This is a genomic window from Nocardiopsis yanglingensis, from assembly GCF_045809185.1.
In the GTDB taxonomy this organism is placed as follows: Bacteria; Pseudomonadota; Gammaproteobacteria; order Xanthomonadales; family Xanthomonadaceae; genus Stenotrophomonas; species Stenotrophomonas yanglingensis.
The window spans coordinates 81440-108223 of sequence record NZ_JBJNRH010000013.1 but is presented as its reverse complement, the minus strand read 5'-3'; the positions used below and the strand labels follow the sequence as shown (position 1 = coordinate 108223).

Below are 26784 nucleotides of genomic sequence, written 5' to 3'. Positions count from 1 at the left end.
CGCACGGTGCTTTGGGATGATGCGGGCATGCCGCCGCCAGTCCTTCCTGCTGATCCGTCCTCGCCGTTGCGCCGTCGATTGCTGCGCGCGGCGGTTCTGGCGTCGTTGGCCGGTACGCTCTCTACCCTGCCCGGCTGCTCGCTGCCGGTGCAGGTGGATGGCACCTTCCTGCAGCCGTGGCGCAGCCACCTGCAGTGGGGCCTGGCCGACTGGCAGCGATCCTTGAAGCTTGCACGTACGCTGGGCTGCCGGCAGCTGGTGCTGCAATGGACCGGCATCGTCGGTGGCAGTGACGGCGACTGGTCATTGCCCGACGGCAGCCTGCAGCAGCTGTTCACCGCCGCCAGCGAGAACGACATCCGCATCCGCGTCGGCCTGCCCTTCCAGCAACGCTGGTGGCAGGCTATCGGCGCAGACGACGCCACGCTGCAGGCGTTCCTGGCCGAGAGCCTGGCGCACGCACGCAGCTGGTTGGCACAGGCGCCCTGGGCGCAGCAGCCGGCCTTCGGGGGCTGGTACCTGCCCTACGAACTGGAGCAGTACCACTGGGCCGATCCGGCCCGCCAGCAATGGCTGGCGCAGTGGCTGCACGGGCTGGTGCAGGCCGCCAGCGCACGCGGCGGCGACTGCGCGATGTCCTGCTACTTCAGCCGCCTGCAGACCGATGGCAACCTGGTCACGCTGTGGCAGACGGTACTTGCGCACACGGCCGTGCGGCCCATGGTGCAGGACGGCGTGGGGGTGGCCGGTGCCGGCAACGTGCAGCAGCTGCAACCGCTGCTCGATCATTTCCACGCACACGGCATCGGGTTCGATGCGATCGTTGAGTTGTTCCGCGAACTGCCCGGTGGCCCTGCCGACGGCAGCGGATTCAAGGGCGAAACCGCCGATGCCGCACGCATCCAGCGGCAGTTGGAATGGGCGCGCGACAGCGGCGCACAGCACGTGCTGGTCTATGCATTGGAGCCATGGCTGACCCAGGACACACCGCAGGCCGCAGCGCTGCGGCGACGCTGGGGCCTGCCTCAGTAGTAGAGGATGGCGGTGGCGAACAGGCCCTTGGCACGCTGCGTATCACCACCGCCAATCGCGAAGCGGTACTGCACGGTCAGGTCCAGGTAGGAGCGCGGCGTGTTGTAGTGGTCCTCGCGGAACCAGTAACGCACGCCCACGCCTGGCCCTGTGCCAAGTGACCAGCTGCGCTGCGTATCGTTGAGCGCGAACGACTGCGCCGGGAACGGCGGGTAACTGATGTCGCGCACGCGCGAGCGCTGGTCCAGCCAATCGGCACCCACCACCACATAGGGCGTGACCACCCAGTGGGTCTGCCCTGCACCGAAACGGAAGCTGCGCCCGGCGCGTAGTTCACCGGCAGCGAACCATTGTTCGCGATGCAGGCGGCCATTGGCCTCGCCCAGGCGCCGCGCCGGCGTGCCGTTGGCATCAAGCGCGTCGAGGGTGAAGGTGGCACCGTTGTCGTCCCAGAGATATCCGCCCTGCGCGTAGCCACTGACCATCCACCACTGGTTCACATCGGTGCGCAGATCGGTGCCGTGGTAGTAGCCGTAGGTGAGGTAGGACATCCATCCACCGGAACCACTGGCCAACCGGTAACGTGCCAGCGTACTGGCTTCCAGTGGTGGGTTCAGCGCCAGCTGCAGGCGGCATTGCACGGCCGCCGATGCGGGGTAGACCTCGCCCTGGCGGGTGGCGTTGCCGAGGAACTGCCTGCGCTCGATACCGGCACTGAGCCCGGTCTGGCCGAACGCATAGCGCATGCCGAAGGAAGCGATGGTGGATGGCCAACCTGTGGTCGAACGCGAGTGGCTCAGGCGCTCGGCGCGTGCGCGCGCATCCGGTGTCGATTCACCCGTGCAGGGATCCACCGCACGGATCGATTCGTAGGTGCCGCCCTCGTCGTACAGCGTGTTGAGCAGGCGTGCGTAGAGTTCCAGCGTGCCATGCTGGTCGTTGAAGGCCGGGGGCCTCCAGAACGCCTCCAGCGTACTGAACACCGAATCGCCGGGCGTACTGATCGCCGCACCGCCGACATTGGTTGCGGCCTGGCGTGCGCCTCGGAAACCGGCCGAGGCAATCACGCCCCACTCGCGCGAGTAATTGGCGATGGCATTGCGCACGTTGTAGCGCTGGCGCTCATCCAATGGCAGATCGCCGGCATCGGCGCGATCAATGGCACTGCGCAGCAGCGTCACCGCCTGTGGATGGTCGCCGTTGGCGGCACTGGCGTAGGCCTGGTCGAGCACCACGCTTTTCGGTGCCTTGCCGGTGGCCTCGGCGGCACGGAAGTCGGCCAGTGCGCGCGCCGGTTCGCGGGCCTTCTGGTTGAGGTAGCCGCGTTGCATCAGCGCCCCCGCATCATCAGGATGCTGCACCAGTGCCGCATCCAGGCGCTGCCGCGCTTCGTCCTGTTGGGTACGGTTGCCCGACGCCAGCGTGGTGGTCAGCAGGCCCTGCAGGTTCGCGTCGTCCGGTGCGAGTTGCACGGCCTGCCGTGCCTCACCGATGGCATCGGCGTAATCCTGGCGCGCGTAGGCAGCATAGGCACGCTGTGCGGCACCGCCGTCGCCCTGCAGGTCGGCCGGCATCAACTCGCAGACATTGCCTGTGTCGCCCGACTGGCAGTGCTGGAACGGCGCCGGATAGGTCTGCGCGCTCATACGCGGAAGCTCGCGACTGGAGCGGATCGCCCGGCCGCGCTGCTCGATGCCCTGCTGCAGCAGCTGCCGTGTCCGTGCATCGCCTTCAGCTGCCGGTACCGCCGCCTGCAACGGTGCCAGCAGTGCAGCAGCGCGTACCCGATCACCTGCGGCCAGCGCCGCATCCACCGCCAGCAGGCGCACGTTGCGTTGCTGCGTTGTTGCCCCCGGCGCAGCGAGTGCGGTGTCGAAGTCCTGATTGGCGAGCACGGTATTGCCCTGGCGCTGGCGCAGGTAGCCGCGCATCACCCGTGCATTGAGATCCTGGCCGTCGGCCTGCAACGCCTGGTCGGCACTACGCTCGGCGTCGGTCAGCTGCCCCTGCTGCAGCTGCGTGGTGATCAGCAGCAACCGATATGAAGCAACGTCGGGTGCCAGTTCCACGGCGGCGTGCGCGTGCTCAGTTGCGGCAGCATCCTCGCCTGCGGACAGCGATTGGTAGGCCTGCTGCGCCTGCAGCAGCGCGCGTTGGCGGTCCAGTGTCACGCGTCGCGCGCGCAGCTCTTCGACATTCGGTGCGCCCAGCTGCAGCGCGGTGCTGATGGCGGCGTCGGCCTGTTCGGGCTGCTGCTGACCCTCCAGCGCCGCCACCCACAGCAGGGCCCATGCGCCCTGTTTCGGCTGCTGCCGGAACGCCTGCTCGGCCTTGCTGGCGGCGATGCCCATCTGCCCGGCATCGTAGGCCGCATAGGCTTCGGTTGCCAGCATGTAGGCCTGCCGATTGTTGCGGTCGGCTGCCGTTGCGGGTGCACGCGGTACCGCTGTTCTACGCGCGGCACCTGGGGTCGTCGTGGGCGCAGCGGCCGCCAGCGCCGGCAAGGCCGGATCCTTCAACCCCGCGTCCAGCGCACGGCGCGCCTGCTGCTGCGCTTCTGCGCCACGGCCGAGCTTCTGCAGCGCATAGATCTGCAGCAGGCGCAGCCGCACCACGTCCGGGCGCAGCCGGATCGCTTCCGTGGACTGCTGGTAAGCCGACGGGTAGTCGCCCCGCTCATAGGCAGCAAACGCCTGCTCGGCGATGCGGTAGGCCGCACCGGACAGCGGCAGTGCTGCATCGGCCTGTGCAAGCACCGGCGCGGCGGCGCTGACCAGTGCCAAGGCAATGACGGTGGACAGCAGCGTGGTCTTCATGCCGGCAACGCTCCGGGCGGCGGCGACTGCAGCGTGGCCGCACGCCGGCGCTGTTCCTGCATGGCCTGGGCCACGGCCTCTTCGGTGGTGATGCCCTGCTTGACCAGGTAGTCGCCGATGCGGCCGTCGCGCTGCGGCATGTAGTCGTCCAGTGCGATCTCGAAGCGTGCGTGATCGATCAGGCGCATTTCCACCAGCAGGTCGCCCAGCAGTGGCACGTTGTCCAAGTGCCACTGCCGGTCGCCACCGATCATGCGCAGGCCCGCGTTGATCTCGCTTTCGCGGGCGATGCTCTGTTCGATGTGCTCGCTGCGGGTTTCCTGCTTCAGCAGTGCCAGCGCCTCTTCGGGCAATGGGCTGGCCACGGCCAGCCGCAGGGTGCCCTGCTGGCGCGGTGGCAGCGGCAACATGCGCCATTGCACGCAGGCATCGGCACTGACCGGGAACTGGCAGGCGCGCAGGTAGTCCACATCGATCACCGCGCGTTGCAGGTCGCCCTGGAAGGCGATCGCCTCGGCCAGCGTTTCATCATCCAGCCAGCCCTGGGTGAGCAGGATGCGGCCCAGTGGCTGCTGGCGGCCGGCATGCTGCTGGTCCAGCGCCTGCTGCAGCCGTTCCGGTTCCACCGCCTGCCAGGTGGTCAACAGCTCGCCCAGCTGCTTGCGGGTCTGCACCAGCTGCGCGGCATCCGGGAAGTCGTGCATGGTCTTGTCCCAGACCATGCGCTTGCCGAACAGCAGGTAGGCCAGGAACACCTTCCACGCGCGTGCGGTGGCCATGAAATTGATCATGTTGCCGACCACCATGCGCGGGATCGACATCAACGCATGCTCCCAGCCATACAGCCGGTTGACGAAATAGAAGCGCTGCACGACCCGGGTCGCCAGTGCCGCGGTGGTCAGCAGCGCCACGTTCATCTGCCAGGTACCGGCCTGGAACACGCTGGGGAACTGCATTGTCCATACCCCGGTCATCTTCAGCACCCAGAACAGCAGCAGCTGCAGGAAGATGAGGTAGGCGATGATGCTGACGAACGAGGTGATGATGCCCTTGCGGTCGCGCGCCAGCAGGTACTTGGTGGCCAGCGAGCCGCGCCAGCCCAGCGACTCCCAGCTCTGCAGGCCGATGCCGAGCACCCAGCGTGCCTTCTGCCGGTACGAGGCCCGGAAGTTGTCGGGGAAGTATTCGCGCACGCACAGCGCCATCTGCTGGGTGCGCTCGCGTACCGGCCCCCAACCGAACCATGACGGGCGACGCACGCGGAACTGCACCGGGAAGCGCGCGAAGATCGACTGCATGCCCATCGCCGCCAGCCGCGCACCGACGTCGTAATCCTCGGTGAGGCTGTCGGTGTTGAAGGGCTGGTTGTCGGTCTGCGCGCTCAGCGCCAGCAGCGCGCGCCGCGAGAAGCAGGTACCGACACCCGCCGACGGCACCATGCCGGAAACACTTTCGCGCACGACCAGATCCTTTGCGTGCCATTCGGCGAACTCGTCCATGTAGACGCCGGCCACCAGCTCGTACCACTCACGGTCCAGCGAGGTGACCGGCAGCTGGATCATGTCCTTGCGCGGCAGCAGGTAGTTGTAGAAGCGCAGTTCCATCGGATGCAGGACGTCCTCGCTGTCGTGCAGGATCACACCGGCGAACTCGATGTCGTGGCGCTTCTCGTAATCGAAGATGGCCAGGATCAGCCAGTTCAGGCAGTCGGCCTTGCTGGTAGGCCCATCATGCGGCACCTCCACCCGGCGCAGGCGCTTGTAGCGGCGGCGCATGCGCTCCACTTCGTCGATGGTCTGCTGGTCGTTGGGATAGGTGCCGACGAACACCACGTACTCGCGGTAGTCGAGCACGTTGATCATGTTCTCCACCATCTGCGCGATGACGTCGTACTCCATCCACGCCGGCACCATGATTGCCAGCGGCTGTTGCGGCCGCTGCATCAGGTCGTCCTGGGTCAACGGCTTGTAGGCATCGCGACGCTTGATGGTAAGTGCGCGCCAGCTTTCGCGTACCCAGTACCAGACATCGATGAACAGGTCATCGAGGCTGGAGATCAGGATCAGCACGGCCACCGCCGCCGCCGTGGTTTCCAGGGCAGCGTAGTAGTTGGCCAGCTGGATGTTCCAGAACAGACCGTCCACGGTGGATCAGTGCCCTGTGTTGGCGGACTTGCGGCGGCGCACCTGGGTGACGCGGGCGGCCAGCAGCGCGAACACGATCACGCCGACCAGCAGCAGCAACCACACCATGTGCCGTTCCCACTTCGATTGCGGATTGCCGTCCTGCGCGATACGCGTGCCATAGGGATCCTGGCGGTCGAATTCGCGCACGGCATCACTGCCGTCGAGCACAGCGAGATCACCGCGCAGCAGCCGGAACGGTGCGCCGAATGACGGTGTCTGTGCGCCAAGGTCGCTGTACAGCACGCCGAGCTGGCCGCCGGAGGTACCGACCTGCGCCACCGCGGCGCGGTCCAGGCCGCTGACATCCAGCAGCGGCTGCGGCTTCCCGCCGATCAGCAGATGACCGTCCTTCAGGCCTGCCACATCGACACCCGATGGCGCCACACCGAAGGCCAGCCATGGCGCACCCGGGCTGACCGCCGCACCGGCATCGACCACCTTCAGCTCCGATGCCTCCGGCGAGGCACCCACTGCACTGGCCACCGCGATCACCTTGCGCAGCGATGCCGGCGCATCCTGCAGCCACGTGGCGGGCACGAACACCTGGTTGCCGCGCGACAGCTGGCTGCTGGCACCGACGAAGTCACTGCCCAGCGAACGCTTGGCCAGGGTCAGGTGGCTGCTGGGCAGGATCGAGACTGGATACGCGGTGGCCGGATCGTGGCAATAGGGGCGTGCCGGCTGGCGCAGGAAACTGACGCGGATCTCGTTGCGCGCCGACAGCGCATAGGCCGGCACCTTGGCCACCAGCCGCTGCGGCTGGCCATTGGCCGACAGCACCTTGCCGCCCAGCAGGTAATCGTTGAAATGGATCGTGGCCACCGCGCCCTGCCCGGCCGCATTGGGGGCCGCCGAAACGTCGATCACCACCTCCTCGGGCAGGCGCCCATCGGCCGACAACGCGCCGAGGTCGAAGGTGGCGCTGCGGTCCGCGCGGGTGACGACATCCATCGTGCCGGCGATGCTGCCGAGCCGGCTCAGCAGCACCTGGTCACCGTCCAGCTTCGGCGTGCCCGCTGCGCTGACCTGCAGGCTGCGGCCCAGCGCATAGCTGCGCCACTGTTCGGCGAACAACCCGGCGACCTTGCCCGCCGCCGCCGGGTCGACCACCAGCGTCGGACGGCCGGCAACGGGCACCACGCTGACCGAGGCGGTGGCCGCGGGCTTTTCCAGGCCGCCCATGTCGGTACCACGCCACGCGGCGAACGCGGTGCCCGCGTCGGCGCCAGCGGTGGCAACCTGTGCGGCCAGCGCATCCAGTGCCGCGCGCACGCCGGCCCGCAGCGCATCGCTGCCGATCATCACATCGGCGGCCAACGGCCCACTGTCACGCAGCGACAGCAGTGCCCCCACTTCGGCCAGGTCCTTGATTGCATGCGTACGCTCGCCCGCAGCCAGCACGGCATAGGCCGGCACGCCCTGCAGGCTGGCCGGGATGCTGATGCCGGTCAGGTCGACGCTGTCACCGACCTTGGGCAGCGCCACCACCTGCACCTGCTTGCCACCGGCCTGCAACGCTGTACCGATGCGCCAGGCCGCGTCGTAGGCGGGCGCCTGCAGTGCCTTGCCGTCCACCAGCAGGCGCACCTGCGGTGGCAGCGCGCCCCAGGCCTTGGCCACGGTATCCACGGCACGCCCATCGAAGCGGTAGCTGAAGCGCGAATCCGGCGACAACCGCAGCACGTTGGCCGGTGCGCTCTGGTCGGCACATTGGTAGTCGGACACGATCGACCACCAGCCGACGCCGACCCGCACGAAGCCGTTCTGGCGGGGTTCGCCATCGATGGCCAGCAGCTGGCTGGCGTCACCCTGTGCATCGGTGATCGAACGTGCGGCGATCGGGTCGCCATCGACCGACCACAAGCCCGAGGTGCGCCCGGCGTGGCCGCGCACATAGCGCCCGTCCAGCTGCAGCTGCGCATCGCGGGTAGCAACGCCGGCCGGCACCGGCAGGTAGACCTCGCGCTGGCTCTCCTGCCCGCTGAGCACCAGCGGTTGGCGGAAACCGAGTTCGCGCAGGGTCATCTGCCGGCTGACCGTGCTGTCGCCGCTCCATTCGGCGAACTGGCCGGCGACGCTGTCGGCGGCATGGGCACTGCCAACCACGCCCGACAGGACGAACGCGGCGGCGGATGCAAACAGAGGAGAGCGGCCAGTCTGGGTCATGGCGTCACTTCGCGTGGATGGGGGGGGCGGCACCGCCGCTGCGGAGGCCAGGCGAGAATTCGGGAAGGGGCCTGCCACGCAGGGCGGCGACGATGCGCGCGCTGGCACGGCCATCGCCGTAGGGGCTGGCGTCGGGATCGAAGTGGGTCGGGCGCGGTGGCTGTGCCAGTGCTGCGTTGACCGCTTCGACAATGCGCGAGGGGGTGGTGCCGACCAGTGTCACCACACCGGCCTCGACCGCCTCCGGGCGTTCGGTGACGTCGCGCATGACCAGCACGGGCTTGGCCAGCGCCGGCGCCTCTTCCTGCACGCCACCGGAGTCGGTGAGGATGACGTCGGCACGCTGCATCAGGCGCACGAAGCGCAGGTAGTCCTGCGGCGGCACCAGGTGCACGTTGTCGAGGTGGCCGAGGTGGGCGTTGACCGGGCCCTGCACGTTCGGGTTGAGGTGCACCGGGTACAGCACCTGCAGGTCCGGCCGCCGCGCCAGCTCGGCCAGCGCACGGCAGATGTCCTCGAAGCCCTGGCCGAAACTCTCGCGGCGATGGCCGGTGACCAGCAGAAGCCGGCGGCCGGGGTCAAGCATGTGGAAGGGTTCGTCAGCCCGCGCGCGCAAGGCCGGGTCGGCATCCAGCCGCTCTACGGTCTGCTGCAGGGCATCGATGACGGTGTTGCCGGTGACCAGGATCTGCCCGCCCAGGTGTTCGCCGGCCAGGTTGGCGCGCGAGCTGGGCGTGGGCGCATACAGCTGGTGACCGACCACATCGATCACCCGCCGGTTCATCTCCTCCGGCCACGGCCGGTTGATGTCGCCGGTGCGTAGGCCGGCCTCGACGTGACCAATCGGAATGCGGTGGTGGAACGCGGCCAGCGCAGCGGTCATCGCCGTGGTGGTATCGCCGTGCACCAGCACCCGGTCCGGGCGAACCTGCGTGTAGAGCGCGTCAAGCCGTTCGAACAGCTTGGAACACAGGCCATTGAGCGTCTGGTTGGGCACCATGACATCGAGGTCATGGTCGGCGGTGATCGCGAACAGCGACATCACCTGGTCCAGCATCGCCCGGTGCTGGCCGGTGATGCAGACCACCGATTCGATGTCCGCAGCCTCGGCCAGGGCCCGCACCAACGGCCCCATCTTGATAGCTTCCGGCCGCGTGCCGAACACCGACAGGACCTTCACTGCAGCGCTCCGGACGGCCGGCGCAAGGGAATGCCAGGAGCTGTAGCCACGTCTGGATCCTTTCGGCGTTCCCGTCCAACACCCGCAGGCAGGAGACGGTCACCTCATGAGGAAACTCCAAAAATCGCGACGTACATCACATTCGAATGATGGTACGTGCGTCGTGGCATTGATCTTCATCGTTGGAAGATCAAGACGCAGTCAACGCCGCCCGTGGAACGGGCGACGTTGCGGTGGAACGCAGCAGTGGCCGCAGCCTGGGGCGGCTTTACTCGTACTGGATGGTGAAGGTGGCCTGGCCGTTCGCGACACCCGCCCCCACCGTGCCTGCCTGGGTCTGCACGTAGCGGGCGCGCAGCGGCAAGGTCATCGTGCTGGTGCCGGTGGTGGTGGTACCGACGTTGACGGTCTGGCCGAAGCGCACTTCGCGCTCGGTGCTGCCATCGCGCTGGACCATCTGGATACCAATGCGGGTGGCGCTGTTGCTGGCCGCGCTCAGCTTCAGCACGCCGGGCATGTTCGAGCTGTCCTGGTCGGCGTCGAGGCGGATGCCGATCTTGCTCTGGTAGGCAGCAACGTTGCTGCCCTGGCAGTTCAGGCGGATCTCGAAATCACGATCGACCGCACGCGAACCAACGCCGGTGAAAGTGGTGTTGGGCACGCTGCCGAAATCAACGGCGATGTTGCGGCTGCCGGCCTGCACTTCGCAGGTCGGGCTGACCACGGTGGTACCCGAGCCCCTGAAGGTGGATGTCAGCACCGGGCGGCTGGGGCCATCACCATCGTAGTAGTAGGTGGTGAAGCGACCGTTCGGTGCGATCACGCCTGAGCCGGTCTGGGCTGCGGTCTTGATCAGCTCCACGCGGAAGCGACCGCCATTGAGGCTGAGGTTGGTGTTGCCGCGAAGGGAAAGCGTGTGCGGGTAATAGGTCTGGATATCCCCGGAATCGCGATAGACCCGGATGCCCACACCCGCCACATCGGTGGCGTAGACGTTGCTGAAGCCCGGCACCGGTGTCTGCTGTGCAGCATTGACGAAACGCCCGCTGGCATTACCGCCCCAGCGATCGCAATAGGCCACGCTGTTGCGCTGGTTGATGGTTACGATCAGCTCTTTGATCACCCCGCCTACCGCCAGATTGGGCAGAATCACGATCTGGCCCATGTCCATCTGCACGTCCTGCGGCTGGAACCCGGACTGGGTGATATAGCAGCTGGCGAATGTTGGTGCCGCCACTGCCAGCCCACCCAGCAGGGCCAACGCGGCCAACGCCTTGCGGCCACGGGAAGAAATCATCGGCATGCTGCCTCCAGCGGGATGAAGCCGGTCTTGGACGCATCGGCGCCCGCCGGAACCTGGTAATCAATGGTGCAGCGCTGGTCGGCACCGGCGCCCCACTCCACCAGCAGGCTGCCCTGGTTCTTGTCGCTGCGCACGTAAAGGCGACCGCCCTGGCTGACCATGCCGACCGGCTGGCCCTGCTCGTCCTTGACCTGCGCACCGAACGGCATGGTACGGCCATCGGTGTTGCGCACCTGGATCAGCAGCGCGTTGCCCTTGCGTGTATCGAAGCGCAGGTAGCTGATGGCACCGGCGAACGGCGCGATCGACTGGCTGGTGCTTTCCAGTTCGACATCGTGGGCCATGCCCTGCGGGTCGAGGGTGACGGTGTTGAGGCGGTACGGCGACACGTACGGCACCACGGCGTAGCCGCGGCCATCGACGCGCAGGCCCGGGGCGTTGCTGACGATCGCATCGCGCGCACCCGGTGCTTCAACCAGCACCATGGTGTCACCCCGCTGCGGGGTGAAGGTGAAGCCGCCCGGATGCACGACCACGCTGCCGTTGGCGCCGACCGAGGCCTGGCGGAAATCACGCGAGTGGCTGTAGGTGGCGTTCAACGCGGAGTAGCGGCTGCGGTACTCGGCGTTGCCGACCGCGGTGGTGCCACCCTCGCGGGAATCGGACAGCGCCACGCCGTAGCTGAAGTTGTTGTCGACGCCGGCCGAACCGGTGATGCCGACGCGGCTGTTGTCGTAGCCACCGCGGTCGCGCACACCGAGATCGGCGCTGAACGACACCGGGTGGGTGCCACGGCCCAGCGGCACGCTCATCGACAGCAGGTACTGGGTGTCGGAGCGGCCCAGCACGCCCTCTTCGGTGCGCAGCGCCGAGAAGCCATAGTTCACCGAGCGCCAGGCATTGTTGTAGCCCACCTGGTACTGCTTGGAGGTGCCGGAACGGTCGTAGAAGTCACGCACCGAGCCGGTCACGTACAGCGCGCCGCCGCGACGGCCCAGCGGCTGGTTCAGCGTTACCTGGAACTGGCTGCGCTGACGACCGCGGGTGGTCGGGTCGATGCCGCGCTTGTCCGAGTCACGGCCATACAGCGCGTCCTGCAGGCTGTAGAAGCCTTCGGTCGAATAACGGTAGGCGGCCAGGGTCAGGTTGGTCCCGGTCTCGCCGATCATGTTGCTGTAGCTCAAGCGCACGCTGGCACCGGTGTGGTTGCCGTAGTGGTCGAACGTCGTACGTGCATGGGTGACGTCGGCGGCGAACGCGCCGACCGGCGTGGACAGGCCAACGCCGTACAGCAGCGACAGGTAGCCGTCGCTCAGTGCACTGCCGCCGTACAGGGTCAGCTGGTTGCCGATACCGCGCTGGTAGGTGCCCTGCACCAGCCACGGCTCATCGGCCAGCAGCTTGTTGCGCACCTGGCCGGCGGTCAGCGCGTAGCGCGACACGCCTTCGCGCAGCATCTGCGGCACCGAACCGAACGGCACCTTGAATTCGCGGCGGCGGCCATCGGCCTCGATCACGCTCACTTCCAGATCGCCGCCGTAGCCGGTCGGGTACAGGTCGTCGATGACGAAGCTGCCCGGCGACACGGTGGAGGAGTAGATCAGCTGCTGGTTCTGGCGCACTTCAACGCGTGCGTTGGTTTCGGCGATGCCGCGCACGACCGGCGCGTAGCCGCGCAGCGAATCGGGCAGCATGCGGTCATCGCTGGCCAGGCTGGCGCCGCGGTAGCCGATCGAATCGAACAGTTCGCCGGTGGTGTAGGCCTCACCGATGGTGAGCATGCCGCGCACCTGCGGGATGCCGCGCTGCGCGTAGGTGGCGATGCTCTGCCAGTGACGGCCGTTGCCTTCGGACCAGGTCAGGTTGGAATCGTGGCGGAACTGCCAGCCGCCCAGGTTCAGGCCAGCGTTGAGGCCGAGGTAGGCACTGCGGTTGCGCTGGCCACCCTCGACGCGGCTGTCGCTGTCGATGGCGTTGAAGCTGTAGCCGACGAAGCCGGCATTGATGCCGCGGTCCCACAGCGAAGGATTGACGTAGCCACGCGCTTCACGGCGCAGGAACACCTGCGGGATGCTGAGGTCGTAGCGCAGGTTGCCGCTGTCATAGATGCCGTAGGCATTGGCCATGCGCCGCTGTACCGGCACGCAGCTGGTCTTGTCGGTCGGCACGGACGGGTCCTGCTGCAACAGCACGGCCTCGCTGTCCACGCCCATTTCTTCCAGCATCGGCAACGGCAGGCAGGCGTCGACATGGCCCTGCTCATCGGCCTTGAACTGCAGGTCGCGGCGGCCCTGCCAGCCACCGTTGACGTAGACGTCGACGCGGTAGGTGCCGGCCACCATCGGGTTGCCATTGGTGAAGGACGCCAGATCAACCTGCTTGGCCTGGCCAGACAGGAAGCTGGAGTTGAACTGGGCCGACTCCGGTGCACGCGCATTGGCCGCGCCACTCTGCGCCATCAGCGCCTGTTCGCCGAGATTGGCCGGTGCAGCCAGCGCCCATCCTGGGCAGGCCACGCCAGCAACCAACAGGCAAAGCGCCTGATGGATCGACAATGTCAATCTGTTTCCGATCACACTGACATTCCTTCAATTCGCCGCACGCGGCGGTGACGGGATGCGCAGGCCCAAGACCCGCGCGGCGCGTTCAGCCCCCGGTGCTGCCGAGGCGGATCGTGTGTTCCACCCGACCGCCGTAATCGTTGATGGTGATGAAGCGCACCTGGTCGGAGCCCGCCGGTGCGGTGAACTCCAGGCTCTGCTTCGGTGCGACCATCGCGCCCTTGTCCTCGACGGTCTTCTCGCTGCTGCCGGTCACGGCATGCACTTCAGCCAGAGTGACGTGGAAGGGGCTCGGGTTTTCCACCCGCAGGCGATCGCCATTGCGGGTCCAGCGCAGCGCTGCCGGCGCGTCGTTGGCGACGCCCTTCAGGCCCTGCGGGCGGTAGAACAGCTTCAGTCGCGAACGGAACGCGACCTGCAGGTAATTCTGGTCACCGCTGTCGGCGTTGTCGGGCGACGGCGGCACGTCCAGCACGTTCAGCCAGAACACCGACTCGCGGTCGGTCGGCAGCTGCGCGCCGGAGAAGATCAGGCGCAGCGCCTGGCTGCGACCGGGTTCGACGCGCGCGATCGGCGGCGTCAGTACGAACGGGGCATCGCTGGTATCGGCGGTCTGGTTGGCGTCGCCGCTGTCGATCCAGGCCTGCACCAGCGCCGGCGATTCGCCCACGTTGTCGACCTGCACGGTGACTTCGCGCGCCTGCGCCGGATAGATCACTCGCGTGCCGTTGACCACCACGCCGGCCAGAGCGTTCTGGCAGAAGGGCAGCGTGAACGCTGCCAGCAGCAGCGCCCGGGGAAAGATTGCTTTCATCGGAAGTACTACGCTCGAGGGGTGTGGCCAGAGGCCGCGGAGCATTGGCCGGCGCGTACGCCGGCCAATGCGGGTACGGCTACGATCAGTTGTAGATGATCGTGTACTTGACGCTGCTGGTGACGTCGCCCGGGGTGGCGGCGGCAGTGGCGTAGTACTCAGCGTAGTAGTTCAGATCGGCCGAGCCGTCGGTGCCGACGGTGACCCACTGCGAGTTGGTCTGGGCCAGACCAGCGCCGGCAGCCTTGATCGGCAGGAACTGGTTGTTCGAACCCAGCAGCTGCAGCTGCACGTTGGTGGCAGCGTTGGCCGAGGACTGGTTGACCAGGCGGCCGCTGTTGAAGTCGACGGTCGAACCCGGCTCGAAGTAGGTGGCGACGTTGCCGGCGCTGCACTTGGTCAGGTTGATGGCGAACGGGGTACGGCCCGCAACGGCACCGGCGGTGGCCAGGGTGTTCTTGGACACGGTCGGCAGGTTGACGGCGAAGTCCTTGCCGCCCGGGGTCGAGATGGTGCAGGTCTTGTCGGTGACCTTGCCATTGAAGGTGATGGTGCCGTCGGCGGCGTTGGCGGCCAGCGGAGCGGCGGCCAGCATCAGAGCGGCGATGATATTGATCTTGTGCATTCGCTTTTACCTAACCCTACTGAAGAGATGAGAAGTAGAGGAGGAAGCAAGGAGCACTGCCGGGCTATCAAGACCCATCCTTGCGTCTCACCTGTGGCCGGACTCGGACATACCTTCCCCTGAATCCGTGACGCAAGTATATGCACAACTGTGATGAAAGTCTCATTATTTTTCTGAACGCCAATTCATTGACGCCTTAAATGTGACGTGGTAGGCGGAATGTCCTCTTGCCGGGCGTGGAGGATTTGACGTCGAGGCGATCAGCCCATAAACGACCCGAGATGACGCTTCGAGTGACGTGTTCGGCATGCGCGAAGACAGGCCTTTTTCAGGCGGAAATCGCCTTATTTGATGCGCATCACTCTTTCTTGGTGATGGCCCTAGCAGATTCGGATTTGTCCTATTAAAGACGGATCGAACCTGTCGCTAACTAGGACACACCGAACCAGAGAACGTGTCATGAGGAATTCCATTCTGCTGTGTGTGGCCCTGATGTCCGTCAGTGCGCTGGCCCAGGCCAGCAGCGGCAGCATCCGTTTCAGCGGCCGTATCGCCGAGCCGGGCTGCACGACGGCCCTGTCCCAGGGTGAGCTGAGCCTGGCCGCCTGCCCGCCGTCGGCCAAGGGCTCGACGGTGGCCGTGACGGCGCTGGCCGATGGCCAGGCCGCGACGCTGCGCGACGGCAAGCGCCAGGGCCAGAAGCTGTCGGTGTCTGCCAGCGCGATGCGCGCCGGCGATATCGCCTTCTCCGAGCGCTACAGCGTGCAGGCTTCGAAGCAGCAGCCGCTGCAGGGCGCCTACCTGGTGGTGGTCGACTACCTGTAAGCCGGCGCGCTGTAAGCCGACGTGTTTACGCCGGCGGCAGCTCGAAGACCTGGCGCAGATAGGCCAGGTAGCCCGGGTCGTCGCACATGCTCTTGCCCGGCGAATCGCTGAGCTTGGCCACCGGCTGGCCGTTGCAGCGGACCATCTTGATGACGATGTTGAGCGGCGTTGGCCCCAGATCATTGGTCAGGTGAGTGCCGACGCCGAAGGCGACCTGGCAGCGCCCCCGGAAGTAGTCGTACAGGCGCATCACCTTGGCGATGTCGAGCCCATCGCTGAACACCAGCACCTTGCTGCGTGCATCCACCCGGCGCTGCTGGAAGTGCGCCAGCATGCGGTCGCCCCAGTCGAACGGATCGCCCGAGTCGTGGCGGACACCGTCGAACAGCTTGCAGAAGTACATATCGAAGTCGCGCAGGAACGCATCCAGGCCGACCACGTCGGACAGCGCGATGCCCAGATCACCGCGATACTCGCGCGCCCACGATTCCAGTGCCGCCACCTGCGAATCACGCAGGCGCGGGCCCAGCGCCTGGAACGCCTGCAGATACTCATGCGCCATGGTGCCGTGCGGGGTCATGCCGTACAGGCGGGCGAAGTGCACGTTGCTGGTGCCGACCAGCTGCGGGCCGAGCGCATCGCGCAGCAGCGGCAGCAGACGGGCATGCCAGTCACGCGAGTAGCGGCGGCGGCTGCCGTAGTCGGCGATGCGGCACTGCTCGAACCCCGGGGTATCACGCAGCAGCGCGGCCTTGGCCTGCAGGCGGCGCTCGCCCTCGGCGAAGTCGGCCGTGGTGGTGTTGCGGAACCAGACTTCGTTGATGATCGCCAGCAGCGGCACTTCGAACAGGATGGTGTGCAGCCAGGGGCCGGTGATGTCCAGTTCGATCTCGCCGGGCACGGTCTTCGACGCGCGCAGCTGGATGTACTTGCGGTCGAGGTGGAACAGGCCGAGGAAATCGGCGAAGTCCGGCTTCACGAAGCGCAGGCCACGCATGTAGTCCAGCTCCGCGTCACTGAAGCGCAGGCTGCACAGGTGGTCGATCTCTTCGTCGATCTGGTCGATGTAATGAGCCAGGTCGATGCCGGGCGTGCGGCACTTGAACCGGTACTGCACCTGGGCACCGGGGTGCTGGTGGAGCACCGCCTGCATCATGGTGAACTTGTACAGGTCGGTGTCGAGCAGGGACTGGATGATAGGCATGGAGCGGATTATGCGCCCGGCGGAGTGAACCGTGGGCGCGCCCGCCTTTCGTGGAGCCGAGCCCACGCTCGGCTGGATTTGCCTGAGCCGAGCGTGGGCTCGGCTCTACAACGATCTGCGCAGCAGGCGCGGCACCAGCATCAGGGCGTGCGCCCAGATCGCGCCCCACACCGCCACGCGTACCGGCAGCGAACGTTGCCTGGCCTCGAACTTCTGGAAATAGCGCCACAGGCCCTTGTGCTTGTGCCATTCGACGAAGAACGGCCGCGAGCGGCTGGAGACGCCTCGTACGTGGGTGACATGCAGATCGTTGGCGATCGCCACCACCGCGCCGGCATCGCGTGCGCGGCGGCACAGGTCCAGGTCCTCGGCATGCAGGCGGTAGCCCGCGTCCCAGCCGCCGATGCGCTCGAACAGTGCACGCGGCATCATCAGCAGCGCACCGGACAGGGCCGGCACCCGCTGCAGCGCCTGGTGGGGGTCACGCGGCACCGCCAGCTTCGAGCCCTTGCCGGGCGAACGCAGCATCAGCAGGAAATCCGGATCACGGCGGCGCACCGCCTCGTCGGCATGACCATGCTCGTCCACCTGCTCAACGCCCAGCAGGCAGTCGCCCAGGGCTTCGGCACGGCGGCGCAGTTCGGCCAGCGTATCCGGCTCGACCATCAGATCCGGGTTGATGAAGGCCAGCCACGGGCTGTGCGAATCGGCCACGCCCTGGTTGTTGGCGGCGGCGAAGCCGGGGTTGTCCGGATTGCCGACGAAACGCACGCGCGGATCATGGCTGGCATGGCGCTGCACGATATCCAGCGTGCCATCCATCGAGCCATTGTCGATCACCCGGATCTCGGCCACATCCTGCGCCTGGCGCAGACGCGAGAGACAGGCATCGATCGTGCTGCCGCTCTGGTAGGTGACGACGATGGCGGCAATGGCAACATTCAAGCAGGAGGCTCCGGCGCGGACGGGACGAACAGGTCACCCTGTTCCTTCGGCATTATCGCCTGCCGCATGCGCTGCTGCAGGTCGGCACGCAGGCCATGCAGCGGGTCGTGCATGAGGAAGTCAGCCAGCCGTGGCACCCAACCCGGCCAGCGCGCGGCCAGCGCCTCGAGATCACCATCACGGCTGATCGCCTCCCCTGCCCGGCTGACGAAGGCGGTCTCGCACAACACGTTGCGCCAGCCCAGGCCAGCCATGCGCAGGCTCAGGTCGACCAGCGCCGCGTTCCAGCCGTCGTAGCTGTCCACGTCCAGGCCGCCGGCACGCCGGCGCGCGTTGCCCCGCACCAGCACCGCGTGGGTGACCGCCGACGGCAGCTCCGGGTGCAGCGTTGGCAGGCCGGCACAGGTCTGCGCCAGCAGCGCGGTATCGTCCGGTTCCGGATTGATCTCGCCCAGCCGGGGCCACGCAGCGGTTTCGCCGGCATTGCACCACGGGGTTGCGGTCGCGATGGCGGCATCGCGGGCGAAGGCGTCCTGCAGCTGCTGCAGCCAGCCCGGCGCGGGCACGCTGTCCGGTGCCAGCACCGCCACATCCATGCCATCGCAGGCGCGCAGCATCTCGTCCAGGTGGGCGACTTCGCCCAGCGGCCGTGCACGCCGGGTGTACTCGGCCTGCAATGGCGTATGTGCCAACCAGTGTTCCACCACCGCCTGCGCACGCGGCCCGGTCTGCGCGTCATCGGCCAGCCAGACCGCGGTACCCGGCGCGGTGCCGGCATCCAGTGCGGCCAGGCAGCGGTCGAGTGCGGCATCGTCCACGCACAGCGGCAACAACACGATCGCCCCCATCCCGCCTCCGTGGTTGTCGGTAGCCACAGCCTAGCACTGGGAGGGTATCGGCCGGGTTGCACCCGGCGCCTGCAGAGGCCAGAGCCAGAGCCGAAGCAACAGCCGGAGCAAAAGCTGGGTTCCTGGGAGATGGCGGGGTGGGTCCGGTTGCGGGGGACGCCGCAAATACGTCCCTGTAGGCTCGGTCGCGCCATCCATGGCGCTCACGCCCCCGCAACCGGACCCACCCCGCCTTCGACCGATCTCTGCGATCTGCAGTAGATCCACGCCATGCGTGGATGAATCTCCATCGGAATCGAATATTTCGAATTGGAATCGAAAAGCATCCACGCATCGCGAGGGATCTGCCGTGTCGACCAAGGTCGACACCTACCCACAGCCGCGGGAATCTGTCAGAGGTGGGGCGGTGTGGGTTGGCAGGACCGTTGGCGCCATGGATGGCGCCATCGAGCCCCCATGGACGGGTTTACGGCGTGTCCTGCCAACCCACACCGCCCCGCCATCCCACGGAATGCCCGCTGTTGCTGTTGCTGTTGCTGTTGCTTCAGCCGTTGCTTCTGCGGGTGCCGGGCGCAGCCCGGCCGTAACCCCTTACTTCTTTGCGCGCGGCTGGTTCAGTGGCTCCATCGCCCGGAAGCGCTGGCTGTACTCGTCGGTCAGATTGCGCGCTTCCTGGCTGTTGCGCACGATGCTCGGGGTCAGCAGCACGATCACTTCGGAACGACGGCTGGTGCGGCTCTTCTGCCCGAACAGCGCGCCGACCACCGGAATCCGGCTCAGGCCGGGAATACCGCTGCTCCCATCGGTGGCCGTATCGGTGATCAGGCCGGCCAGCATGATGGTGTCGCCGCTCTGCACCGCCGCTTCGGTCGACAGCTTCTTGGTGGAAATCCGCGGGTTGCAGTTGCGCTCCTGCGGGTTGCAGTTCTCCGGTACGTTCGAGGCGCTGCTCACTTCCTGCACGATGTCGAGGAACACCGTGCCGTCGCGGGTCACGCGCGGGCGCACCTTCAGGATCACGCCGGTGTCGATGTACTGCACCGAGCTGTAACTGCTGGTGCCGATGCCGGTGTTCACCGTGGTGGTATTGATCGGCACCTTGTCGCCCACGTTGAGCGTGGCCTCGGCATTGTTGCGCACGAACACCGAGGGGGTCTGCAGCAGGCGCACATCGGTGACCTTGTCCAGCGCGCTCACCACCGCTGCGCCGTTGTGGCCGGTGAACGCCCAGCCGATGCCCTCGGCGCCCGTCACCGCACCTGCGAAGGTGCTCCACGACCCACCTGCCGCCGGCGGCAGGGCCAGCGCCCCCAGCGCACCGCCGAGCGCACGCCCGGCCACGGCATTGTCGAAGAACCAGTTCACACCGTACTTCAGGTCGCCATCCAGTGCGACTTCGGCCACCTGCGCTTCGATATGTACCTGCAGCGGCATCACGTCCAGCTTCTCGATTACTTCACGGATCGAGCGCCAGGCCTGCGGGGTCGAACGCACCAGCAGGGTGTTGGTTTCCTCCACCGCCGACACGCCCACACGGTCGCCTTCCACTTCCAGGCTGACACTGACGTTGCCGGACTGGCGCTGCGGCAGGTTCATGCTGCCATTGCCGCCACCACTGGAGCCGCTGCCCGGGCTCGAACCGAAGCTGCTGCTGTTGTTGCTGTCCATGCCACGGTCGCCATCACTGCCCAGCTGCGACGGCATCGCGCCCGGTGCCAGCGATGCAGGGCTGGAGCCGCCGCGGTTGCCACTGCTGGCGAACGCTTCGCTGAGGCGCTCGGCCAGGTCACGTGCCTTGATGTAGCGCAGCTCGTAGGAGAACAGGCGCGCACTGCCGCCGGCCGTATCAATACGGTCCAGCCACTGCTGGATCTGGTCCAGGTAACGCACCTGCGGGGTGATCACCAGCACCGCATTGGCGTTCTCCAACGGCAGGAAGCGGAACATGCCGGCGCTGGGCGTCTTGCTCTCCTCGCCGAACACTTTTTCCAGGTCAGCGGCGACCTGCTCGGCCTTGCCGGATTGGATCGGGAACACGCCCACCGACATGCCCGAGAGCCAGTCAACGTCGAAGATCTCGACGGTGCGCATGTAGTTTTCCAGCTCGGCGCGGGTACCGCCCAGGGTGATCACGTTGCGGCCACTGTCGACGTTGACGATGGCGTTGGGCCGCGCATACGGCTCCAGCACCTTCTTCATCTCGGTGGCGGAGATGAACTGCAGCGGGATCACACGTACTTCAAAACCGCGCGCGCTGGCAGCCGGCGCCGTACTCGGTGCGACCGTACCGGCCAGCGCCTGGTCGGCGGCGACGATGTTGTAGCGGCCACCGCTGTAGACCATGCGCGCGTTGTTCCAGCCCAGCACCATTTCCAGCAGGTTCAACGCCTGCGCCGGCGACACCGGCTTGGGCGTCGCCAGCGTGACCGTGCCCTGCACCCCCGGTGCGATCACGTAGTTCTGGCCCAGCATGTCACCGAGGATGGCCTTGACCACCGCGTGCAACGACTCGCCTTCGAAGTTGAAGGTCGCCTCACCGGTACTGGCACCATGCAGTGCCGGTGCCGGCGAGCGGGCTGCCTCGCGGTTGATCATGGTGCCGGTGCCACGACGGATCACCGCCTGTGGCGCACCCTGTGCGTCGCGGGCGGCATCGGCGGCCACCTCCGCTGCCTGTCCGGCATCGGTGGTGGATGTCAGATTGCCCTTGCGCTGCACATGCGGCGCGGACACGGTGCTGCAGCCGACCAGCAGCGCGAGGGCAAAGGACCAGGGAAGAAAACGCAGGCTCATGCATTCACTCTATCGGTTGGTGCCATCGCCCGGGGGCGGCGACGGTTGTTGCTGCTGTTGTTGCTGCAGCTGGCGGCGACGGGCCTGGATGCGTTCGCGGATGGCCTGCATCTGCGCTTCGCTGGGGCCGTTGTTGTTGGCAGGCGGTGCGGCGGCCGCCGCCGAAGGCGCTGGCGCACTGCCAGCAGGCGACGGCGATGGGGTTGCAGCCGCCGGCGGCGGTGCCGGCGGAGCGCCTGCCGGGGGCGGTACCACGATCGCACCTGCCGGCGGCGCACCGTTGGCGCCGCGCAGCACGGTCGGCGGCTCACCGCCCTGCCCATTGAATACCGCCAGTTCCAGCACCTGGTTGCCACCGGGGCCGATCACCGTGGCCTGGCGTGGCGCCAGCCCCACCAGCTGCCAGCCATCCACGGCGTCGCCATTGAGGCGCAGGCGCAACGAACGGTTCTGTTCGGTGGTGAAGGTGGCCATGCCGAAATCGCCGGTCAGCAGCACCCCGGTCAGGCGCAGCGCGGCGCTGGCGGCGGGCTCGCTGCCACCGAGCAGGTAGGGCTTCGGCCTGCGGTCCTCGGCGAACAACGGACGTTCGCCGATGGCGCTGTAACTGTCGGCGCTGGCCATGCGCTCGGCAGCCAGTGGTGGCAGGGCCGGCAGCGAGGGTGCCGCATCGGCATCGCCGTCGGCACCCGGCAACCGGCTGCCCAGGCCAAAGCCGGTGGCCAGCCAGACCGCCGCTGCCCAGCCGGCAAGCGCCAGCAGGAAGCCGGTACGCAGGCTGATCTGCTCAAGCTTCATCGGCCACCTCCTGCCCTTCTTCCGGCGCAGCCGGTGCGGGTGTTGGTGCGGTCGATGGCGGTTGCGGCACCGCGCCCGGTTCGGCTGCAGGTGCCGGGGCAGCGCCATCGGCAGCGGCACCGGGCAACAGGTAGCCGGCCAGTTCGAACGACACGTCCAGGCCGAGCCCGGATTCATTCGGCGACTGCTGGAAGCGCTGCGCGATCAGGTTGAGGTTGTCGACGAACAAACGCGGGCTGCCGGTTTCCAGGCTGTGCAGCACGGTGGCCAGCTCGGCCACGCCACAGCGCAGGCGTACCTGCATGGCGACGCGCACGAACTCGGCGTCGCGCCGGTTGTCGGTAAGCGGCGTGCGGTTGCTGATGGTGCAGCTGCGGTTGCCCGGGCTGGCCATCGCCACCGCATCCTGCAGCTTGGCGCCCAGTGCCGCGGCGGCGGCTTCGGCAGTGGCTTCGCGCAGGAAGCCCGGCCGCTGCTGCAACGCCTCGCGTGTGGCGCGCAGGCGCTGTTCGATCTGCGGCTGCTGTTGCAGCTGCGCCTGCACGCGCGACTCGCGCTCGCGCAGCGCCGCGACATCGGCATCGATCTCGCGCAGCGGCTGGGTGAACCAGGGGTGCACCAGCAGCAGGTAAGCCAGGCCCAGCACTGCCAGCAGCAGCGCCAGCGCCAGCCAGCGGTCACGGCGTGCGCTTGGCATCGGCATCGGCCGCCTCCCGGGTCGGGGCCGCTGCCGGCAACGGCTGCAGCTCAGCGGTCATGGTGAAGCGGTCGCGGCCACTGGCGGCACCATCGGCCTGCAGCACACCGGTCAGGTTGACCTTGCGCCACTGCGGCGCGTCCTGCAGCAGCTGTACCAGCTGCGAGGCCTCGCGGCTGAGCCCGATCAACTGCAGGTTGCTGCTCTCGATGGCCAGCTTTTCCAGATAGGTACCTTCCGGCAGGCGGCGGGTCAGTTCGGTCCAGATCTCCACCGTACCAGCGCGCTGGCTGCGCTGCTTTTCCAGGAACGCCGCACCATCGATCAGCGCCTGCAGCTGCGCTCGTTCGCTGGCCACGCCGCGTGCACTGCGCGCACTGCGTTCCACCTGCGCGCGCAGTTCGTCGGCCGCCGCGCGGCGGTTGTCGAGCAGCTGCAGGCCGGCCAGCACCAGCATCACCACCGCGGCCACCGCCAGCAGCAGGTTCCAGCGCCGCATCGGATCGGTCCGCACCTGGCGCTGTGCGGGCGGCAGCAGGTTCACCTGCAGCGTGGTGCCCTGTGCATCGATCGCATCGACACCGGCCAGCGCATCGGCCCATTGGCCCACGTCATTGCGCCAGGCCTCAAGCTGGCGCAACGGCCAGGCCACCAGTTCGACCTGCAACTGGCCTTCGCCGGCCACGCCGAGTTCACGCACGTCATAACTGACCTGGCTGGATTCGAACGGCGTCTGCCGATCGATCTCGAAGCCGACCACCGCGCGCAGGCGGTCGGCGGCCGCCGCAGGCAACCGCAGCTGACGACGCAGTACATCGCTGGCCGGCAGCAGCCACACCCGCGGCAGGCTGCGCAGGCGTGCCTCCAGCACCCGGTCCAGTTCAGTCGGCGACAGCGGCCACGGCAGGCGCGCCACCGGCTCGCGACGCTCGCCCGCCTCACGCCAGACCTGCAGCTGGTCGCCCTCGCACTGCAGCAGCAGGCGTGCCTGTGCCCAGCCCAGCGCCCACTGCCAACGAGCCGGCACCCAGGCCAGCAGCGATTGCCGCCACCAGCGCAGGAAACGGCCGACGCCGGGGCCGATCCGGCCCTGCACCTGCCGCAGACTGTCCTGCCAAGCCGTCATCTTGCTGTCATTCCCTGCTCCCAGCGAAGCACTGTGTAGGACCGCCCGGGAACCCCGCCCGAGCCATTGCGTACCACCGCCTGCAACACCGACCGGCGTCCACTGCCGTCGGTGACACGGGACTCGATACTATAGGTGCCACTGCTGCTGGCAAGGGTTGACGCACCGGCAGCGGAATCGGCATCACGCTCCTGCTGGGCACGCTGGGCCAGCACGGTATCGGCGTCCAGGCCCAATGCGGTCAACACCACGGCACTGGCGAACTGCGGATCCGGCCGCGCCTGGCGGCTGTACAGGGTAAGGTGCGGCAGCATCTTCTGATACAGCGGCCCACGCATGCCGAGCACCCGCTGCAGCTCGCCAAGGGTCTCGAAACGCTTGTTGCGCGGGCCGTACGGCAACCCGGCCGCCGCGTAGTCAGGCGCCTCGGCGCCCCCTCCCGGCTGCAGCAGGCTGTCCTCGTCACGCCAGTCGACGATGGCACCGGCCAACTGCCGCGCTGCCCCTTTGTCTTCGCCCAGCGCCTTGAGGAAGGCGGTCAGCAGGCTCACGTCGGCCAGGTTCAGGTTGATCTTGCCATTCTCGTCCAGCACCTTGATCTCGATGCTGGCGTCATCGAACTGCCAGCGATAGGTACGGCCATCGGCGCGCCAGGGCGCCCGCTGTGGATCGGCGGACAGGCGCGTCAGCGCGTACTCCAGACCCGCGCGCGCACGTTCCTGGCCGCGCGCATCGTCACCCAGTACCCGCTGCTGCAGGTGCTCGACACGCGCGCTCAACGCGAAGGCACCGACCAGTGCGGTCATCAATGCGATCAGCCACAGCACCAGCACCAGTGCTGCGCCACGTCTCCGGTTCACCGTGCACCTCCGCTGCCACCGGCGCGCGGAGCCACCACCAGCGTGGGCCAGGGCGCGCCCTTGGCTGGCACGATCTGGATCTCCACCAGCATCGGCAGGCGACGGGTGTCGTCCCAACGCGGCATCCAGTCGGTGACCTGGCCGGTGCTGGCATCGATGCCGCGATAGCGCAGTTGCACCGACTTCAGGTTCTCCACCAGCACTTCCGGCGGGCGTGGTGGATTTTCCGCGATGCGCTCGCCTTCCTGCAGCAGCACCAGATCCAGCAACAGACGTTGCTGACCGTTGCGGCCATCCACCTGCAGTGCATGCAGGTACGATCCGCCGCGACCGAGATAACCCGGCAGATCCGCGGCGAACAGCATGCGATTCTCTTCACCCTGGAAGAAGATCGGCTCGCGGGTGGGATCGGGCGCTTCGAGCGGCGTACGCAGCGCGCCTGCCAGTTGCCGACGCAGCAACGTCTCCACTGCGCGCATGCGTTCACTCTCGGCAGCGATCTGCTCGCCGCGCTGGCTGACCGCCATCGCCGAGCGCACGCTGGCGAACGCCAGGGCCAGGCCACCGGCCAGCAGCACCGTGGCCAGCATCACTTCAACCAGAGTGAAACCCGCGGTGCGGCGTTTCATCGCGCGCTCTCCAGGTCCGGCGGCAACAGGCGCAGGCTGCGCCAGCGCAGCTGCTCACGTTCACTGTCGCCCCAGCGCACCTGCAGCTGCAGCTCGGCCAACCAGGGGGCACCCGGTGATTGCGATTGTGCCTGCGCCACGTTGCCGGCGCGTGGCTCCACCCACGGCTGCACCTGCAGCTGCCAGTGGTAGCGCCCTTGTTCCCAGTCCCCCTGCTGGCTGCCGACCTGCAGTGGCGAGGCAACACCGGCTTCGGCCAGCAGCGACTGCGCATGCAGCACCGCGCGCGTGCGCAGCTCGGCGTCGCGCACCTGTTTGGCGCCACCTGAGAGACTCCCCAGCAGCAGGGTCAGCGCCAACCCGAGCAGGGCGAAGGCGATGATCACTTCCAGCAGGGTGAAGCCGCGGGCGCGCCGCTTCATTGCGACCGCCAGGGGCCGGAGCGGACCTCGCCGGTCAACCAGCCAACATCGATGCGCCATTCGGCATCGTCACGCTGCAACCGGATGCGGCCACCGCTGGAACCGCCATCGGGGTGGAACTCGATCACGCCCTGCCCCGGTGCGGTGGCCAGCTGCGCGGCGCCTTCGAACTGCACCTGCAGCTGTGCCGGCACGTCACCGTGGCGCTGGTTGGCGCCTTCCCAGCGCCGCTTTGCCGGCTCGATGACAAAGCGCTGCGGCTCGCCGCGGGCGATCGCCTGCGCGCGCACCATGCGCAGCTGGTTGGCGATGTCCTTGCCGGCGCTGCGCAGCTGCATGCCGGCAAACCCGCGCGACAGGCCGGCTGCGGTGATCAGGCCGATCGCAGCGATCAGCGCGATCACCAGCAGCATTTCGAGCAGCGACAGGCCCGCCGCACGCCTGCCGTGCAGGCGCGGGCGTGGCAGCCGGCGCGGCAGGAAATGGGTCATGCAGGTTTACGGCTGGTAACGGATGTCGGCATCGACGCTGCTGCCGCCGGCCTTGCCGTCCTTGCCCAGGCTGACCAGCTCGTACGGCTGGCCCTCGCCCGGCGCACGGTATTCCAGCGCGTGGCCCCACGGGTCGTTCAGATCGGCCGGCTTGGCGTACGGACCCAGCCAGCCGCCGACACCGGCCGGTGCGGTCACCAGGTCGTTCAGCGAACCCGGCAGCTTGCCGGTGTCGATCTGATAGTTGTCGATCTTGGAGGCGACGGTCTGCACCTGCGCCTTGGCGATGTTGGCCTTGCCGCGGTCGGCGCCACCCAGCACGCGGCTGGCGACCAGGGTCAGCACCGCGCCGATCAGCACGATGACGATGATGATTTCCAGCAGGCTCATGCCCGACTGGTTGCGCGCGGCGGTGAAGGAAAGGCGGATCGGTCGACGGGAAGCAATCATGGTCGGTCCTTTC

At 67.5% G+C, this 26784-nt stretch carries 22 protein-coding genes; 2 read left to right on the top strand and 20 right to left on the bottom strand.

Annotation, left to right across the window (positions count from 1 at the left end):
- The first annotated feature begins 27 nt into the window (after positions 1-27).
- On the top strand, positions 28-1032 hold the full coding sequence (locus ACJ7C5_RS16480; RefSeq protein ID WP_412704502.1) for a DUF4434 domain-containing protein: 1005 nt from the start codon (positions 28-30) through the stop codon (positions 1030-1032).
- On the opposite strand, the gene ACJ7C5_RS16475 is transcribed toward ACJ7C5_RS16480, so the two are convergent.
- The 8 genes from ACJ7C5_RS16475 to ACJ7C5_RS16440 form a co-directional block, all read right to left on the bottom strand.
- Complete coding sequence (locus ACJ7C5_RS16475; RefSeq protein ID WP_412704501.1) at positions 1026-3848, bottom strand: NfrA family protein; 2823 nt, start codon at positions 3846-3848, stop codon at positions 1026-1028. The two genes, ACJ7C5_RS16480 and ACJ7C5_RS16475, sit on opposite strands and share 7 nt — an antisense overlap.
- A complete protein-coding gene (locus tag ACJ7C5_RS16470) occupies positions 3845-5992 on the bottom strand; it encodes a glycosyl transferase family protein (RefSeq protein ID WP_412704500.1) in 2148 nt (715 codons plus the stop codon). Before ACJ7C5_RS16470 ends, ACJ7C5_RS16475 begins: the two co-directional genes overlap by 4 nt.
- Before the next feature lie 6 nt (positions 5993-5998).
- Complete coding sequence (locus ACJ7C5_RS16465) at positions 5999-8200, bottom strand: hypothetical protein (protein WP_412704499.1); 2202 nt, start codon at positions 8198-8200, stop codon at positions 5999-6001.
- A 4-nt stretch (positions 8201-8204) separates the two neighbouring features.
- Positions 8205-9380, bottom strand: a complete 1176-nt coding sequence (wecB, locus tag ACJ7C5_RS16460) for a non-hydrolyzing UDP-N-acetylglucosamine 2-epimerase (RefSeq protein ID WP_412704498.1) — start codon at positions 9378-9380, stop codon at positions 8205-8207.
- Positions 9381-9648: 268 nt separating this feature from the next.
- Positions 9649-10683, bottom strand: coding sequence for a fimbrial protein (locus ACJ7C5_RS16455; RefSeq protein WP_412704497.1), 1035 nt, complete (start codon positions 10681-10683; stop codon positions 9649-9651).
- Complete coding sequence (locus ACJ7C5_RS16450) at positions 10674-13244, bottom strand: fimbria/pilus outer membrane usher protein (RefSeq protein ID WP_254919673.1); 2571 nt, start codon at positions 13242-13244, stop codon at positions 10674-10676. Before ACJ7C5_RS16450 ends, ACJ7C5_RS16455 begins: the two co-directional genes overlap by 10 nt.
- Positions 13245-13329: 85 nt before the next feature.
- On the bottom strand, positions 13330-14058 hold the full coding sequence (locus ACJ7C5_RS16445; protein ID WP_412704496.1) for a fimbrial biogenesis chaperone: 729 nt from the start codon (positions 14056-14058) through the stop codon (positions 13330-13332).
- An 85-nt stretch (positions 14059-14143) separates the two neighbouring features.
- Complete coding sequence (locus ACJ7C5_RS16440; protein ID WP_154262270.1) at positions 14144-14683, bottom strand: fimbrial protein; 540 nt, start codon at positions 14681-14683, stop codon at positions 14144-14146.
- Positions 14684-15142: 459 nt separating this feature from the next.
- Between ACJ7C5_RS16440 and ACJ7C5_RS16435 the strand changes: the two genes are divergently transcribed.
- Entirely contained in the window at positions 15143-15508 is a 366-nt protein-coding gene (locus ACJ7C5_RS16435; protein ID WP_010482007.1) for a hypothetical protein, read from the top strand.
- A gap of 25 nt (positions 15509-15533) precedes the next feature.
- Here the strand turns inward: ACJ7C5_RS16435 and pncB are convergent, their stop codons facing one another.
- The 12 genes from pncB to gspG form a co-directional block, all read right to left on the bottom strand.
- A complete protein-coding gene (gene pncB / locus ACJ7C5_RS16430; protein ID WP_010482009.1) occupies positions 15534-16712 on the bottom strand; it encodes a nicotinate phosphoribosyltransferase in 1179 nt (392 codons plus the stop codon).
- Positions 16713-16817: 105 nt separating this feature from the next.
- Positions 16818-17657: a glycosyltransferase family 2 protein gene (locus tag ACJ7C5_RS16425; protein ID WP_412704495.1), complete on the bottom strand. Its 840-nt coding sequence runs from the start codon at positions 17655-17657 to the stop codon at positions 16818-16820.
- Complete coding sequence (locus ACJ7C5_RS16420; RefSeq protein WP_094000460.1) at positions 17654-18505, bottom strand: glycosyltransferase family 2 protein; 852 nt, start codon at positions 18503-18505, stop codon at positions 17654-17656. Before ACJ7C5_RS16420 ends, ACJ7C5_RS16425 begins: the two co-directional genes overlap by 4 nt.
- 591 nt (positions 18506-19096) lie before the next feature.
- Positions 19097-21298, bottom strand: coding sequence for a type II secretion system secretin GspD (gene gspD / locus ACJ7C5_RS16415; RefSeq protein ID WP_412704494.1), 2202 nt, complete (start codon positions 21296-21298; stop codon positions 19097-19099).
- 9 nt (positions 21299-21307) lie between these two features.
- A complete protein-coding gene (locus ACJ7C5_RS16410; protein ID WP_412704493.1) occupies positions 21308-22096 on the bottom strand; it encodes a hypothetical protein in 789 nt (262 codons plus the stop codon).
- A complete protein-coding gene (gene gspM / locus ACJ7C5_RS16405) occupies positions 22086-22799 on the bottom strand; it encodes a type II secretion system protein GspM (RefSeq protein WP_094000463.1) in 714 nt (237 codons plus the stop codon). Before gspM ends, ACJ7C5_RS16410 begins: the two co-directional genes overlap by 11 nt.
- Complete coding sequence (locus tag ACJ7C5_RS16400; RefSeq protein WP_285319215.1) at positions 22774-23919, bottom strand: PilN domain-containing protein; 1146 nt, start codon at positions 23917-23919, stop codon at positions 22774-22776. The genes gspM and ACJ7C5_RS16400 overlap by 26 nt, the downstream gene beginning before the upstream one ends.
- Positions 23916-24779, bottom strand: coding sequence for a type II secretion system minor pseudopilin (locus ACJ7C5_RS16395; protein WP_412704492.1), 864 nt, complete (start codon positions 24777-24779; stop codon positions 23916-23918). Before ACJ7C5_RS16395 ends, ACJ7C5_RS16400 begins: the two co-directional genes overlap by 4 nt.
- The gene (locus ACJ7C5_RS16390) at positions 24776-25408 is read right to left on the bottom strand and encodes a type II secretion system protein J (protein ID WP_097048771.1); all 633 of its coding nucleotides are present in this window, start codon (positions 25406-25408) and stop codon (positions 24776-24778) included. The genes ACJ7C5_RS16395 and ACJ7C5_RS16390 overlap by 4 nt, the downstream gene beginning before the upstream one ends.
- Entirely contained in the window at positions 25405-25830 is a 426-nt protein-coding gene (gene xpsI / locus ACJ7C5_RS16385) for a type II secretion system protein XpsI (protein WP_088024140.1), read from the bottom strand. Before xpsI ends, ACJ7C5_RS16390 begins: the two co-directional genes overlap by 4 nt.
- The gene (xpsH, locus tag ACJ7C5_RS16380) at positions 25827-26321 is read right to left on the bottom strand and encodes a type II secretion system protein XpsH (RefSeq protein WP_049443607.1); all 495 of its coding nucleotides are present in this window, start codon (positions 26319-26321) and stop codon (positions 25827-25829) included. Before xpsH ends, xpsI begins: the two co-directional genes overlap by 4 nt.
- Before the next feature lie 6 nt (positions 26322-26327).
- The gene (gene gspG, locus ACJ7C5_RS16375) at positions 26328-26771 is read right to left on the bottom strand and encodes a type II secretion system major pseudopilin GspG (protein ID WP_004154150.1); all 444 of its coding nucleotides are present in this window, start codon (positions 26769-26771) and stop codon (positions 26328-26330) included.
- Positions 26772-26784: the final 13 nt, after the last annotated feature.